Source organism: Variovorax paradoxus (assembly GCF_030811855.1).
Taxonomy (GTDB): Bacteria; Pseudomonadota; Gammaproteobacteria; order Burkholderiales; family Burkholderiaceae_C; genus Variovorax; species Variovorax paradoxus_L.
Window position 1 is genome coordinate 89,836 of sequence record NZ_JAUSRN010000007.1, and the last position, 11,988, is coordinate 101,823.

The 11,988-nt window shown below is 65.7% G+C and carries 12 protein-coding genes; 7 read left to right on the forward strand and 5 right to left on the reverse strand.

Annotated features, from left to right (window positions below; translation table 11 throughout):
• Positions 1 to 34 precede the first annotated feature (34 nt).
• From J2X92_RS14885 to J2X92_RS14895, 3 genes are read left to right on the forward strand one after another with little or no spacing between them, the layout of a single operon-like run.
• Positions 35 to 529, forward strand: coding sequence for a MarR family winged helix-turn-helix transcriptional regulator (locus J2X92_RS14885; RefSeq protein ID WP_307576742.1), 495 nt, complete (start codon positions 35 to 37; stop codon positions 527 to 529).
• Complete coding sequence (locus J2X92_RS14890) at positions 522 to 1,757, forward strand: MFS transporter (protein ID WP_307576743.1); 1,236 nt, start codon at positions 522 to 524, stop codon at positions 1,755 to 1,757. Before J2X92_RS14885 ends, J2X92_RS14890 begins: the two co-directional genes overlap by 8 nt.
• A gap of 35 nt (positions 1,758 to 1,792) precedes the next feature.
• Complete coding sequence (locus J2X92_RS14895; protein ID WP_307576744.1) at positions 1,793 to 3,199, forward strand: MATE family efflux transporter; 1,407 nt, start codon at positions 1,793 to 1,795, stop codon at positions 3,197 to 3,199.
• Positions 3,200 to 3,283: 84 nt separating this feature from the next.
• On the opposite strand, the gene J2X92_RS14900 is transcribed toward J2X92_RS14895, so the two are convergent.
• From J2X92_RS14900 to J2X92_RS14920, 5 genes are all read right to left on the reverse strand, one after another.
• Complete coding sequence (locus tag J2X92_RS14900; RefSeq protein ID WP_307576745.1) at positions 3,284 to 3,607, reverse strand: hypothetical protein; 324 nt, start codon at positions 3,605 to 3,607, stop codon at positions 3,284 to 3,286.
• 158 nt (positions 3,608 to 3,765) lie between these two features.
• A complete protein-coding gene (locus J2X92_RS14905) occupies positions 3,766 to 4,506 on the reverse strand; it encodes an aldolase (protein ID WP_307576746.1) in 741 nt (246 codons plus the stop codon).
• A gap of 22 nt (positions 4,507 to 4,528) precedes the next feature.
• Entirely contained in the window at positions 4,529 to 5,170 is a 642-nt protein-coding gene (locus J2X92_RS14910) for a 2-dehydro-3-deoxy-6-phosphogalactonate aldolase (protein WP_307576747.1), read from the reverse strand.
• Entirely contained in the window at positions 5,167 to 6,075 is a 909-nt protein-coding gene (locus J2X92_RS14915) for a 2-dehydro-3-deoxygalactonokinase (protein WP_307576748.1), read from the reverse strand. The genes J2X92_RS14910 and J2X92_RS14915 overlap by 4 nt, the downstream gene beginning before the upstream one ends.
• A gap of 42 nt (positions 6,076 to 6,117) precedes the next feature.
• The gene (locus J2X92_RS14920) at positions 6,118 to 7,854 is read right to left on the reverse strand and encodes an IlvD/Edd family dehydratase (protein WP_307576749.1); all 1,737 of its coding nucleotides are present in this window, start codon (positions 7,852 to 7,854) and stop codon (positions 6,118 to 6,120) included.
• Positions 7,855 to 8,004: 150 nt separating this feature from the next.
• On the opposite strand from J2X92_RS14920, the gene J2X92_RS14925 reads away from it, so the two are divergent.
• The 4 genes from J2X92_RS14925 to J2X92_RS14940 all read left to right on the forward strand — a co-directional run bounded on the left by J2X92_RS14925 (position 8,005) and on the right by J2X92_RS14940 (position 11,974).
• Positions 8,005 to 8,748 carry a FadR/GntR family transcriptional regulator gene (locus J2X92_RS14925; RefSeq protein WP_307576750.1) on the forward strand — a complete coding sequence of 248 codons (744 nt, stop codon included), beginning with the start codon at positions 8,005 to 8,007 and terminating at the stop codon, positions 8,746 to 8,748.
• 76 nt (positions 8,749 to 8,824) lie between these two features.
• Positions 8,825 to 10,210, forward strand: a complete 1,386-nt coding sequence (locus tag J2X92_RS14930) for an ABC transporter substrate-binding protein (RefSeq protein ID WP_093015938.1) — start codon at positions 8,825 to 8,827, stop codon at positions 10,208 to 10,210.
• Positions 10,211 to 10,250: 40 nt separating this feature from the next.
• The gene (locus J2X92_RS14935) at positions 10,251 to 11,126 is read left to right on the forward strand and encodes a carbohydrate ABC transporter permease (protein WP_307576751.1); all 876 of its coding nucleotides are present in this window, start codon (positions 10,251 to 10,253) and stop codon (positions 11,124 to 11,126) included.
• Complete coding sequence (locus J2X92_RS14940; protein WP_093015945.1) at positions 11,123 to 11,974, forward strand: carbohydrate ABC transporter permease; 852 nt, start codon at positions 11,123 to 11,125, stop codon at positions 11,972 to 11,974. The genes J2X92_RS14935 and J2X92_RS14940 overlap by 4 nt, the downstream gene beginning before the upstream one ends.
• Positions 11,975 to 11,988 lie beyond the last annotated feature (14 nt).

Below are 11,988 nucleotides of genomic sequence, written 5' to 3' on the forward strand. Positions count from 1 at the left end.
TTGCATATACAATCATTGTAGCTACAATGAAACCATGAACACCGCTCTGAAGCCTCAGCTGAAGCCCCAAGGATGTACCAATTTCCGCCTGCGCCGGCTCTCTCGGCTGGCGTCGCGCCTCTATGACGCGCACGTTGCGCCCAGCGGGCTCAAGACCACGCAGTATTCACTGCTCTCGCACGTGCTGCATTTTGGGCCGCTGCGCCCGGTCGACCTGGCGCGCGAGATGAACGTCGACGCCTCCACGCTCACGCGCAACCTCAAGCCCCTGCTGTTCGCGGGCTTCCTGGTGCAGACCGAAGGCCCCGATGCGCGCAGCCGCATGCTGGCGATCACCGACGCAGGCCGCGATAAGCGCGCCGAGGCGCAGCGCCTGTGGCACGGCGCCCAGCTGGCGCTCAACGACATCCTCGGCACGGAGCGCGTGCTGGCGCTGCATGCCATTCTCGATGAGAGCCTGGAACTGCTGCAGCGCGCAGGGCTGGGCGATGGACAACCGGAAGACCAAACAGGAGCCCGCGATGAATGAAACCTTTTTGCAGCGCCATGCGCTCTGGGTCGTGCTGCTGGCGGCCGCAGGCGCTTTCGCGCTCACGATGGGCGTGCGCCAGACGATGGGGCTTTTCCTCTCGGCGCTCAACACCTCGACCGCGCTCGGCATCGGCAGCATCAGCCTGGCGTTCGCGTTCGGGCAGCTCTGGTGGGGACTCACGCAACCCTTTGCGGGCGCCGTGGCCGACCGCATCGGAACCGGGCGCGTGGTGTTCATTGGCGTGCTGCTGGTGGCCGTCGGCACGCTGATCACGCCGCTCATGACGAGCACGGCGGGCCTGATCTTCGCCATTGGCGTGCTCGCCGCCGGCGGCGCCGGCATGGCGGGCCCTTCGGTGCTGATGGCCGCTACCACGCGCCTGGTGCCGGCGAACAAGCGCGGCCTGGCCACCGGCTTGGTGAATGCCGGCGGTTCCTTCGGACAATTCGCGATGGCGCCGATCGCCGTTGGCCTGACGGCGGCCGTGGGCTGGGCCGGCGCCATGCAGTGGCTCGGCGTGCTGGTGCTGCTGGCGCTGCCGGCCGCATGGGTGCTCAAGGGCAATTCGAACGCAATGGCCGCGGCTTCAGCGGCCGCATCGGGCACAAAGCCGCTGAGTGCGCGCCAAGCCATCGGCCAGGCGCTCGCGACGCCCAGCTTCCGCTACCTGAGCCTGGGCTTCCTGGTCTGCGGCTTTCACGTCGCCTTCCTTGCCACGCACTTGCCCGGCGTTGTCGCGGCCTGCGGGCTGCCGGCGGAAGTCGGCGGCTGGGCGCTCGCAATGATCGGGCTCTTCAACATCGTCGGCAGCCTTGCGATGGGCTGGGCCGTGGGGCGCTGGCGCATGAAGTCTCTGCTATCGCTGGTCTATGCCACGCGCGCCGTCGCCGTGCTTGTGTTCCTGCTGGCGCCGAAGACGACCTTGGTCATGCTGGTGTTCGCCGCCGTGATGGGCGTGACCTTCCTGTCGACCGTGCCGCCGACCGCCGGCTTGGTCGCCAAGATGTTCGGGCCGGCCAACATGGCGATGCTGTTCGGCATCGTGATGCTGGCGCACCAGATCGGCGGCTTCCTGGGTGCGTTCCTGGGCGGCTACGTGTTCCAGGCCACTGGCAACTACGACATCGTCTGGTACATCGACATTGCGCTTGCGGCCGGCGCCGCGCTGGTGCATCTGCCGATCCGCGAAGCGCGGCTCGTGCGTTCGAAGCTGGCGGCGGCATGAGCGCGCACCGCGGTGCACAGCACGGAGGTCAGTGAATGAGCCAAGAACTCGACCCGCGCACGCGCCGCATGCTCGAGGCGCCCATCGTGCCGACGCTGCTGCGCCTGGCCGCGCCCAATGTGCTTGTGATGATCGCGCAGGCCTCCGTGGGGCTCATCGAAACCTACTTCGTCGGCAAGCTGGGCACCAACGCGCTGGCGGGCATGGCGCTGGTGTTTCCCGTCGTCATGCTGATGCAGATGACCTCGAGCGGCGCGATGGGCGGCGGCATCGCCTCGTCGATTGCCCGTGCACTGGGTGCGCGCCGCCGCGCCGACGCCGATGCGCTGGTGTGGCACGCGGTGGTCATCGCGCTCGGGTTCGGCCTGTGCTTCTCGCTCGCGCTGTTGCTCGGCGGACGCCGGTTGTACGGTTTCATGGGCGGCACCGGCGCGGCATTGGACGCGGCCCTGACCTATTCGAACTGGGTGTTCGCGGGCGCGGTGCTGGTGTGGCTCTTCAACTCGCTCTCGGCGGTCATCCGCGGCACTGGCAACATGTCGGTGCCCGCGAACGTGACTGTGATCGGCGTGCTGTTCCTTATTCCCGCGTCGCCGCTCCTGATCTTCGGCTGGGGCCCGCTGCCGGGCATGGGCATTGCGGGCGGTGCGATGGCGCTGCTGCTGTACTACCTGCTCGGCTCGGTGGCGCTCATCGTCTACCTGCGGTCGCCGCGCAGCCTGCTGCGCCCCACGCTCGCGGCGCTGAAACTGCGCTGGCCGCTATTCCGCGAGATTCTGCGCGTCGGCCTCGTGGCCGCCGTGGCAACCGTGGCCACCAACCTGTCGATAGGCACGGCCACCGCCCTCACCGGCCATTTCGGGCCGGGTGCATTGGCCGGCTATGGCACCGCGTCTCGGCTCGAATATCTGCTGGTGCCGTTGGTGTTCGGTCTGGGCGCGCCCCTGGTCGCCATGGTCGGCACTTGCATGGGTGCCGGCCAGCGCGAGCGCGCGCTGCGCGCCACCTGGGCTGGCGCGGCCGTGGCCTTCGTCCTCACTGAAAGCATAGGCCTGGCGGCGGCGCTGTTTCCGCGGCCCTGGCTGCTGCTGTTCGGCAACGACCCCGCCATGCTCGAAACCGGCACGCACTACCTGCGGCTGGTGGGGCCGCTTTATGGCTTCTTCGGCGTCGGGCTGGTGCTGTATTTCGCCTCGCAAGGGGCAGGACGCCTGCTGTGGCCGGTGCTGGGCAACCTCACGCGTCTTTCCGTGGCGGGCATCGGCGGCTGGCTCGTCTTTCGCGCGGGGGGCGGGCTGACCGGCGTCTTTGCGGCGCAGGGTGTTGCGATGGTTCTGTACGGCACGGTCATCGCTTCGGCCATTGCGGGCGGCGCATGGTTCGGCCGCGTGGGCTGGCCGCGCACCACCGCCGGGCTGCTGCGGCGCGTGGCGCAAGCCTGAACAGACACGAAGCCTGCCGGCGATTCGCCAGGCTATGCGGCGGCATCTGCCGCCGCATAGGCCTGGGCCTCGTGCTCCGAAGAATCAGTAGCGGTACGGATTCTCGGGCCGGCGGTCGTAGCGGTTGGGCACGCCGTCACCGTCGTTGTCCCTGCGGCCGTAGCGGCGCTCTTCCCAGCGGCGATGCCGATGCTCGTAGCGGTCATGGTCGCTGTAGCGCGGGCCGTAGTAATGGTGCGGCGGCGGCGGCGCCACGTAGTAATGATGGCGCGGCGGCGGCGGGGGTGCGGGCACCACATACACCTGGGTCTGGATGAGGCGGCCGCCGGTCTGGGCCTGCGCCGGTGCGCTGAGAGCTGCCAGCGAGAGCAGGGCCGCGGCGCCGATTGCGAGAGTGAGCTTTTTCATGGCAACTCCAATGGAGTGGTTGGAAGCCCTATCGTCGTGGCTCCATGTGAACGTTGTGTAAGGCTGGAGCGAAATCGGATGAAGAGCTGTAAGCCGCTGCGCGGCCGGTACGCCATCGTAAGCGCCGCATTTCCGATGCGAAACCGGCCGAACGGACGTCAGCCGTGTGGCGGGGGCGGCAGCATGCGCCGCAGCGCCTCGAAGAACAGGTCGGATTGCTCGCGTTCGCCCTGGATCTGCGCCGCGGCATGCGCAGCCAGCTTCGCATCGACCGGAACCAGCGGCCGGCCGGTTGATTGCGCGATCACCTGGTGCAGGCTGGCACGTTCCAGATAGTAGAGATCGTCGTAGGCATGCGCAATGGTGGCGCCCGCCACGATCACGCCGTGGTTGGCCAAAAAGGCGACATCCTTGCCTTCCATGGCACGCGCGATGCGCTCGCCCTCTGCGTCGTCGAGCGCCAGGCCGTTGTAGACCGCATCGATCGCAATGCGGCCCATGTAGCGCATTGCGTTCTGGCTCAGCGTGGGATCGAGCGCACGATCGGCCGTGAGCGTGAGCGCGGTGGCGTAGGGCATGTGGCAGTGCAGCACGACCGCGTGGCCGGTCAGCCGATGCACCGCGCCATGGATGAACAGAGCGGTCGGCTCCACCCGGTGGTGGCCGGCTAGCACTTCGCCATGCACGTCGATGAGTACGATATCGTTAGGACCGATTTCGCTCCAGTGCAGTCCACGCGGGTTGATCAGGTAGCGGTCTTGCGCGCCGGGAAGCATCACGCTGAAGTGGTTGCAGACGCCTTCCGAGAGGCCATGGTGGGCGGCTGCCCGCAGGGCGAGCGAAAGGTCTTCGCGCAACTTGCGCACGGCGGGGCTGGCGTAGTCTGAATCTGCGGACATCGACAGGGTCTCGTGAATGTTTTCAGGCGTGGATTGCGCCGGTGCAGGCCGCGACGAACCGCTCGGCATCGGCGCGCACGGCAAACGCCTGCTTGCCGGGCTTGTAGAGCGCCGAGCCGATGCCGAAGCCCGACGCGCCGGCCGCCCGCCATTCGGCCATGTTGGTGGGCGTGATGCCGCCCACGGGCATGAGCGGCGTACCGGCGGGCAGCACCGCGAGCAGGGCCTTCACCACCGCAGGCGATGCCAGTTCAGCCGGGAACAGCTTGAGACCGGTTGCGCCCGCGGCCAGCGCGCCGAAGGCCTCGGTCGGCGTCATCACGCCGGGCAGGCAGACCATGCCCAGCCGCACCGCTTCGGCGACCACCTCGGCATTGAAGTTGGGCGAGACGATCAGCTCGCCGCCGGCCGAATGAACGTAGCGCACCTGCTGCACGTCGAGCACGGTGCCGGCACCCACCAGGGCTTCGGGAAAGCGCGTGCGCATCAGCGCGATGCTGGCGTAGGGCTTGGGGGAGTTGAGCGGCACTTCGAGCAGCCGGAAGCCCGATTCGACGATCGCGTCGCCCACGTCGGCGGCCTCGGGTGGCGTGAGCCCGCGCAGGATGGCGACCAGCGGCAACTCGCGCATTGCGGCTTCGAATTTTTCTTGGGGAGTGGTCATGAGGAGGTTCTGTCTGCGTCGAGAAAAACGGACAGCGCATGCAGCCCGGCCCAGGTGGCTTCGGCGCCCATCGTGCGCGTGGCGATGCCGGTGGCGCGCAGCGCCAGCGTATAGCGCTGCGTGAGCGCCGGAGAGCCGATCAGCACCACTTCGCCGGAGGCATGCAGCGATTGCGTGCGCAGTTCTTCGCCGATGAGGAGGCCCGACAGATAGCTGGCGAGTTCCTGCGTGGGCATGCGCTCGAACAGCGCCAGCGTGCGCGCGCCGAAGGCGTTGTGCAGCAGGCCCTGGCCGTTGTCGGAACGCGTTACGCCTTCCACAAAGGCCGCCTCGTCCAGCGGAGCATTGGCGTCGAGCGTGCGCGCGAGAATCGAATGCTGGCTCAGCAGTGCGTAGAACTCGCCCGTCATGAAGGTGCGAAAGCCCTTCACACGGCCTTTCTTGACGGTGGCCCACTTGTTGTGCGTGCCGGGCAGCACGAAGACGCCTTCGTCGACATCCATGAGCGCCATGGCGCCGAAGATCTGCACTTCTTCACCGCGCATCACATCGGGAACGCCGGCATGCTCGTCCCTGAGGCCCGGCACGATGGAGATGCGCGCGCCCGGCAGCGCGTCGATGTCGATGATCTGGCGGCCCACTTCGACGCGGCCTGCGGGGCAGGCGCAATAGGGCGCCTCGACCCAGCCCTGCTTGCTGCCGGCCATGCCGGAGATCAGGCAACGCGTGCCCGCGGGCTTCATCCAGTCGCCGAACAGTTGCTCGAACACCGCGGGAAAGTCGCCCGCCGGCACCTTGAGAATGCCGCGCGCATCGCTGCGCTCCTCGAGCACCTTGCCGCGGGCATCGAGCAGCGCGCCGCGCAGGGAGCTCGTGCCCCAGTCGACCGCCACCAATCTGCTCATGTCAATGCGACTCCTTGGGGAAAGCCTGGGGTGTGCCCAGTGCTAGTGATTGTCCCTTGGAACGAAAGCACCGCGCCGGCCGCGCAGGAAGGCCAGGTCGGCGCCCTGGTCGGCCTGCAGCACCGTGTCGACATAGAGCTTCCAGTAGCCGGAATCGAGCGGTGCTTTGGGCGCGACCCATTTCTCGAGGCGCCGCGCCAGTTCTTCGTCGCTCACGTGCAGGTGCAGCTTGCGGTTGGGCACGTCGAGTTCGATGATGTCGCCGTCTTGCACCAGCGCCAGCGGCCCGCCCGCTGCGGCTTCGGGCGCGGTGTGCAGCACCACGGTGCCGTAGGCGGTGCCGCTCATGCGCGCATCGCTGATGCGGACCATGTCGGTGATGCCCTTGCGCAGCACCTTGGGCGGCAGCGGCATGTTTCCCGACTCGGACATACCGGGGTAGCCGCGCGGGCCGCAGTTCTTCAGCACCATGATGCAATGCTCGTCGATGTCGAGGTTCTCGTCGTCGATGCGCTGGTGCAAGTCGTCGGCGTTCTCGAACACCACCGCGCGGCCCTTGTGCACCAGCAGTTCCGGCGTGGCGGCGCTGGGCTTGATGATGGCGCCGTTGGGAGCGAGGTTGCCGCGCAGCACGCAGATGCCGGCGTTTTCCTTGAACGGCTCGGCCAGCGGGCGGATTACCTGCGGGTTGTAGTTCTCAGCGTCCTTCACGTTGTCCCACAGCGTCTGGCCGTTGGCCGTGATGACGTCTTTGTGCAGGTACTGCGCGATTTCCTTGATGACAACCGGCAGCCCGCCCGCGTAGCAGAAGTCTTCCATCAGGAAGCGGCCCGAGGGCTGCAGGTCGACCAGGCAGGGCAGCTCGGAGGCGAGCCGGTCGAAGTCGTCCAGCTTGAGGTCGACGCCGATGCGCCCCGCAATGGCCAGCAGGTGGATCACGAGGTTGGTGGAACCGCCGATGGCCGCGTTCACCTTGATGGCGTTTTCAATGGCCTCGCGCGTGAGGATCTTCGACATGTGAAGGTCTTCATGCACCATGTCGACGATGCGCCGGCCGGCCATGCGCGCCAGCACATTGCGCCGCCCGTCCACGGCCGGGTAGGCCGCATTGCCGGGCAGGCCGATGCCCAGCGATTCGACCATGCTGGCCATGGTGCTCGCCGTGCCCATCGTCATGCAATGGCCGTGGCTGCGATGCATGCAGCTCTCGGCCTCGAAGAAGTCTTGCAGCTTGAGCGTGCCGGCGCGCACCTGTTCGCTCATCTGCCACACGCCGGTGCCCGAGCCCAGCTCCTGGCCGCGCCATTTGCCCGAGAGCATGGGGCCGCCGGAAACGCCGATGGTCGGCAGGTCGACGCTGGCCGCGCCCATCATGAGCGCGGGCGTGGTCTTGTCGCAGCCCATGAGCAGCACCACGCCGTCGAGCGGATTGCCGCGGATGCTTTCTTCCACGTCCATGCTCGCGAGGTTGCGATACAGCATGGCGGTGGGGCGCAGCAGCGTTTCACCTAGCGACATCACCGGGAACTCGAGGGGGAAACCGCCGGCTTCGTACACGCCGATCTTGACCTGCTCGGCCAGCGTGCGGAAATGCGAGTTGCAGGGCGTGAGCTCGCTGAAGGTGTTGCAGATGCCGATGACCGGGCGTCCGTCGAACTGGTCGTGCGGCACGCCCTTGCCCTTGACCCAGCTTCGGTAGATGAAACCGTCTCGGTCATTGCGGCCGAACCATTGCTGGCTGCGCAGTTCGCTGGGTTTTTTCTTGGGGGAAGTGCTCATCGGTTGTCTCCGTTTACGACCGCTTACGACTCCAAACCTCAGGGTTTGTCCTGCCGATCGGTCATTTCAATCATCATATGATAAGTGCGAAGAACATGCCGGACCCTTAGTGTTTTCGAGCGTCGGCATATCAAATTTCACATCACGCACATGATCAAGAACATCCACGGTCGCACGCTCGAGCTGCTCGGCGAAGCTGTCGTGGCCGGCCGCTATGCGATTGGTGCGTCAATCCCGGCCGAGCCCATTCTGGGCGAGGAACTGGGCGTGAGCCGGACCGTGGTGCGGGAGGCGATCAAGTCGCTCGCCGCCAAGGGCCTCATCGTTACGGGGCCGAAGGTGGGCACGCGGGTGCTGCCGCAGGACAAGTGGAATTGGTTCGATCCCGACGTCATCACCTGGCAGTCGCGCGCCGGGCTCACTCCCGAGTTCCTGCGCGACCTGCAGGACCTTCGGCGCGTGGTCGAGCCGGCCGCCGTGCGGCTCGCGGCCGAGCGCGCAAGCCCGGAGGACATCCAGGAGATCGAGCGCGCCTACGTGGGCATGAAAGAGGCCGTGGAAAACGGCGGCGACTACGTCACTTTCGACCTGCGCTTTCACACGGGCTTGCTGAGCGCCGCGCGCAACCGCATGCTGGCTCAGATGAGCAAGGCGCTCAATGCGCTGCTGCGCACCAGCTTCGAAATTTCGACCACCAAACCCGACGGTCCCGCGCTCTCGCTGCCGCTGCACCGCGCGGTGCTCGATGCGGTGATTGCGCACGATCCGGCCAAGGCCGAGCGGGCGGTCATTCGCCTCATCGACGGCGCGCGCCAGGACATCGAAGACGTGCTCGGATCGCGCCGGCGGCTGCCGCGGCTCAGCCGCCCACCGCCCCGGCTCAAGGCGCATTAGCCTTCCTGGCAGGTTCGCAACAGGTTTTTCACCACGCTCGTGTTTCGAGCATTTCCACCGAAGAAGAGGAGACACCATGAAAGTCGTCAAATCGCTGATCGCCCCGACGCTATTCGCGCTGGGGTTGTTGGCCGCGGCAGGCCCCGCTGCCGCGCAGGAAAAGCTCACCGTCTGGTGGGTCAAGGGCTTCTACAAGGCCGAGGACGATGCGTTGTTCGCCGCCATCAAGAAGTTCGAGGACAAGAACAAGAACGTGAAGATCGAACTCTCGCAGTACCCGATCCAGGACATGATCCCCAAGACCGTGTCCGCGCTCGATTCCGGCAGCCCGCCCGACGTGGCGTACGCCGACGTGTACGACTTCCAGGTCACGGGCAAGTGGGCCTACGACGGCAAGCTCGAAGACCTCAGCAGCGTGCTCTCGCCCATGAAGGACCGCTTCGCGCCCAACACGCTAGAGACCGCGTACCTCTACAACGAGCAGACCAAGAACAAGGCGTACTACGCCTTCCCGATCAAGCAGCAGACGATGCACGTCGAGTACTGGCTCGACATGCTCACCGAAGCCGGCCTCAAGGAAACCGACATTCCCACCACCTGGAAGGACTACTGGACCTTCTGGTGTGAGAAGGCGCAAACCGCCAGCCGCCAGAAGAGCGGCAAGCGCACCTTCGGCATCGGCATGCCCATGGGCGTGGATTCGAGCGACTCGTTCTATTCGTTCCTGACCTTCATGGACGCGTACAACGTCAAGCTGGTGGATGACAACGGCAAGTTGCTGGTGGACGACCCGAAGGTCCGCACCGGCCTGATCGGCGCGCTGACCGACTACACCACTCCCTACACCAAGGGCTGCACGCCGCCGTCGGCAACCAGCTGGAAAGACCCGGACAACAACGTCGCGTTCCACAACAAGACGACACTGATGACGCACAACGCGACCATCTCCATCGCCGCCAAGTGGCTCGACGACTCGAACAACGCGTCGCTCACGCCCGAGCAGCGCGAGGAAGCGCGAAAGAACTACACCGAGCGCATCCGCACGGCAGGTTTCCCGAGCAAGCCGGACGGCAGCAAGATGGTCTACCGCAGCGCGGTGAAGACCGGCGTTGTGTTCAAGGACGCGAAGAACAAGGCCCGTGCCAAGGAGTTCGTTGCCTTCCTGCTGCAGGAAGAAAACCTCACGCCGTACGTCGAGGGTTCGCTGGGCCGCTGGTTCCCGGTCACCAAGGCCGCGCAGCAGCGTGACTTCTGGAAGGCCGATCCGCATCGCCTCTCGGTCTTCAACCAGTACGCCGCCGGCACCGTGACCTTCGAGTTCACCAAGAACTACAAGTTCACCGTGCTCAACAACGAGAACGTCTGGGCCAAGGCCATGAGCCGCGTCGTCACCGACAAGGTGCCGGTGGACAAGGCGGTCGACGAGATGATCGCGCGCATCAAGACGGTCGCGGCGCAGTAAGCCGCATTCTTCGAAAACCACTTTCACCGGGCTGACTCGCATGAGCTCCACTGCCACCGCCGCGCCGCTTCCGGCGCCTACCGTCAATCTTGGGGCGCGGCACGCGCGCTGGCAGTTCTGGGGCGCGGTCATGGTCGTGCCTTACCTGCTGGTGTTCGTGGTTTTCGTGCTCTACCCCGTGGGGTACGGGCTGTGGCTCGCGCGCCATCCGCAAAGCTACGTGAAGCTGGTCGAAGACCCGATCTTCTTCCGCTCGGTGATCAACACGGCCATCTTCCTGGTCGTGGCGATCAACATCAAGATGCTCATTGCTCTTGTGCTCTCGGGCTTCTTCGTGACGTCGCGATGGTGGATCAAGATCGTGTCGGCGATCTTCATCCTGCCATGGGCGATGCCGTCGATCCCCACCATTTTGTCGATCCGCTTCATGCTCAACCCTGAGTGGGGCGTGATCAACAGCACCATCTTTCGCCTGACGGGCGCCGATGGTCCCAATTGGCTCAACGATCCCACCCTTGCTCTGGCCTTCGCGATGGTGGTGCACGTATGGAAGTCGCTGCCGTTCTGGACGCTGATCCTGGTGGCGGGGCGGCTGGCCATTCCTACCGAACAATATGAAGCCGCCTCGGTCGACGGCGCCTCGTCGTGGCAGAAGTTCCGCTTCGTGAGCTGGCCCGCGCTAAAGACGCTCTACGTCACGTCCCTCATTCTGTCGATGATCTGGACGCTGGGCGACTTCAATAGCGTCTACCTGCTGACCGGCGGCGGACCCGCCGACCTGACGCACGTGCTGGCAACGCTGGGCATTCGCTACCTGCGCCTTGACCAGGTCGACCTGTCGATGGCATCGATCGTGGTGGCTCTACCGTTGGTGCTGCCTCTCGTGTACTTCATGATGAAAAGGCTCTCGAAATGAAACGCTGGACCCCCAAGGCCATAGCGACCGAGGCCAAGCTGCTGCTGATCGGCATTCCGGTGCTGCTGTGGACGCTGATCCCGGTCTACCACATGGTGCTCTTCGCGATTTCGTCGAAGGACTCCGCGACCTCGGGCCACCTGTGGCCCAAGAACCCGACGCTGGACAACTTCCGCATCGTGTTCCAGCAGAAGCACTTCTACCTCGACCACTTCTGGTTGCAGCTGTGGAACTCGCTGCTGATCGCGCTGTCGGTCGGCGCGCTCACGCTGTTCGTTGCAACCACGGCGGCCTTCGCGATCAGCCGGCTGCGCGTTCGCGGCGGGCGCACGGTAATGAACCTGGCGCTCTTCACCTACTTCATTCCCGCGGCCTTTCTTGCGGTGCCGATGTACAAGACCATGGGCAACTATGGTTTGCTCAACAGCCAGTGGGCGCTGATCCTCGCCATGGTGACCATTGCATCGCCTTACTGCATCTGGGTGCTGAAGCAGGCGTCGGACAAGCTGCCTTACGAGCTCGACGAGGCCGCGCGCATGGACGGCGCTTCGCCGCTGCAGCTGTTCCGCCTCGTGTACCTGCCGCTCATGGTGCCGTCGCTGGTGGCGGTGGGTACCTATTCGCTGCTGCTGGCATGGAACGAGTACCTCTACGCCTTCCTGCTGCTGTCCAACGACAGGAGCGTGACGCTGGCGGTGGCGCTCGGCAACTTCCTCTCGGCCGACGATTCGCCGTGGGAGCTGCTGATGGCCACGGGCCTCATCTACGCATTGCCGCCCGCGGCAATCTATTACGCCTTCAAGCGCTACATGGTGGGCGGGCTCACCGCCGGTGCCGTCAAGAGTTGAGCGAACCCTGGGAA

What these genes read in the sequence shown, in the direction of transcription:
- J2X92_RS14885 (WP_307576742.1), top strand. Translation starts at nt 35, where the DNA reads ATGAACACCGCTCTGAAGCCTCAGCTGAAGCCCCAAGGATGTACCAAT.
- J2X92_RS14890 (WP_307576743.1), top strand. Translation starts at nt 522, where the DNA reads ATGAATGAAACCTTTTTGCAGCGCCATGCGCTCTGGGTCGTGCTGCTG.
- J2X92_RS14895 (WP_307576744.1), top strand. Translation starts at nt 1,793, where the DNA reads ATGAGCCAAGAACTCGACCCGCGCACGCGCCGCATGCTCGAGGCGCCC.
- J2X92_RS14900 (WP_307576745.1), bottom strand. Translation starts at nt 3,607, where the DNA reads ATGAAAAAGCTCACTCTCGCAATCGGCGCCGCGGCCCTGCTCTCGCTG.
- J2X92_RS14905 (WP_307576746.1), bottom strand. Translation starts at nt 4,506, where the DNA reads ATGTCCGCAGATTCAGACTACGCCAGCCCCGCCGTGCGCAAGTTGCGC.
- J2X92_RS14910 (WP_307576747.1), bottom strand. Translation starts at nt 5,170, where the DNA reads ATGACCACTCCCCAAGAAAAATTCGAAGCCGCAATGCGCGAGTTGCCG.
- J2X92_RS14915 (WP_307576748.1), bottom strand. Translation starts at nt 6,075, where the DNA reads ATGAGCAGATTGGTGGCGGTCGACTGGGGCACGAGCTCCCTGCGCGGC.
- J2X92_RS14920 (WP_307576749.1), bottom strand. Translation starts at nt 7,854, where the DNA reads ATGAGCACTTCCCCCAAGAAAAAACCCAGCGAACTGCGCAGCCAGCAA.
- J2X92_RS14925 (WP_307576750.1), top strand. Translation starts at nt 8,005, where the DNA reads ATGATCAAGAACATCCACGGTCGCACGCTCGAGCTGCTCGGCGAAGCT.
- J2X92_RS14930 (WP_093015938.1), top strand. Translation starts at nt 8,825, where the DNA reads ATGAAAGTCGTCAAATCGCTGATCGCCCCGACGCTATTCGCGCTGGGG.
- J2X92_RS14935 (WP_307576751.1), top strand. Translation starts at nt 10,251, where the DNA reads ATGAGCTCCACTGCCACCGCCGCGCCGCTTCCGGCGCCTACCGTCAAT.
- J2X92_RS14940 (WP_093015945.1), top strand. Translation starts at nt 11,123, where the DNA reads ATGAAACGCTGGACCCCCAAGGCCATAGCGACCGAGGCCAAGCTGCTG.